The 1309-nt window shown below is 32.2% G+C and carries 2 protein-coding genes and 1 pseudogene; 2 read left to right on the top strand and 1 reads right to left on the bottom strand.

Features of this window, described 5'->3' with window-relative positions:
- Positions 1–334: 334 nt before the first annotated feature.
- Positions 335–517 (top strand): annotated as a pseudogene (locus tag HT678_RS11805) (IS110 family transposase); the annotation flags it as partial.
- A gap of 154 nt (positions 518–671) precedes the next feature.
- Here HT678_RS11805 and HT678_RS11800 read toward each other — a convergent pair.
- Positions 672–845 (bottom strand): PhrA family quorum-sensing system peptide, encoded by a 174-nt coding sequence (locus tag HT678_RS11800; RefSeq protein WP_050208810.1) that lies wholly within the window; start codon positions 843–845, stop codon positions 672–674.
- 177 nt (positions 846–1022) lie between these two features.
- Here HT678_RS11800 and HT678_RS09840 point away from each other — a divergent pair.
- A partial coding sequence (locus tag HT678_RS09840) for a helix-turn-helix transcriptional regulator (protein ID WP_172924932.1) occupies positions 1023–1309 on the top strand: 287 nt, incomplete at its 3' end.

Below are 1309 nucleotides of genomic sequence, written 5' to 3'. Positions count from 1 at the left end.
ATAAAATGTTTTCTTCATTTTTATAATTCATTCCTTTCGTTTCACTCAAGGCACAACACAGAATGAAAAAGTGTTGTGCTCTTTGTTTTATAATAACAGTGAGAAAGCCTATCACTACTACAAATCACGGGGAGGTGAATAAGTGAGTGGTACAGCCACTACCTCGCATTTTTATAGGTGTCATTCTTTCCATCAAGCACAAGAACTGTGACTAAGAGCACGTAAACTTATAATTGAATAAGCGACTCGTTTGTGAAAGGAAAGAATAGTCAAGGGATAGGCAGACTCAAATTTTATGAAGGGAGCCCCCTCATGTTAAAAATTATTTATATGGCATCGAAAAGCTATCATCGCTATCTGTCGCAGATTATTGGTTGCCATCTACCACGTACTTTTAAAATAGGAGAGTTATAATCCAAGATTACAAGGTCTTACAGAAATAAGAAATTCAGATAAGACAATGTCTGTCCAAGATGCCGTTCGTTTTGCACAACAGCACGGATTCAAGGTGCTTTAATTTTAAAGGTTGGGTATCAAGACCTCTTTTTAGTGTGCCCAAAATTTAGAGAAGTAATCAATCAACTAACTTTTATTTTTTCAAACTTGCCCCTACAATTTTTAATGAATAATAAAAGCGAATATACTAGAGACTAATTCTATTCCATTATTCTTTAATCAGCCTTCCCAACATCAAGACCATTGGACTTCTTTTGTGATTGCACTCGAATCTCCAATTGTCTATTCTTCTGAATAAACTGTTGGTAAGGAATTGTATTACTAAACATAAAAACACCTAGCAATGCAAATGTAACTAATTTTTTAATTCCACGTTTTTTCTCATGCAATGAAACCCCTTTCTTTTTATTCTAACAGATATATTTTATTTAGTCAAGTATTTTTATGTAATTTTTAACTTTTTTTTCTTGTTATTACCATAAAGAATTATTTATTCCTTTAACTTGCTATTTTGAACTAAAAATTTTATAATGAAATTAAGCAAATAGGAAGGTTTATTATTTTTAATGAATACACTCGCAGAAAAATTCAGATTGAAAAGAAAAGAGTTGAGACTCTCCCAACAAACTCTTGCAGAAGGAATTTGTGAACAAAGCCAGATTAGTAAAATTGAAAGAGGTCATTTTATTCCCTCCGCAGACTTGTTATTCAAACTCTCTCAACGACTTGAAGTCCCTTTGGATTACTTTTTCAATGAACAAATCGAAGTTAAGTCTAACCTCTCTAATTTCAAACATCTATCTGCTCGCCTATTAGATGACAGAAATTATGACGATTTAGAATATCTTTATAA

It is taken from the genome of Streptococcus sp. 3167, from assembly GCF_013277175.1.
In the GTDB taxonomy this organism is placed as follows: Bacteria; Bacillota; Bacilli; order Lactobacillales; family Streptococcaceae; genus Streptococcus; species Streptococcus pseudopneumoniae.
The sequence above is the reverse complement of the archived record's forward strand: the minus strand, read 5'-3'. Positions and strand labels throughout refer to the sequence as shown.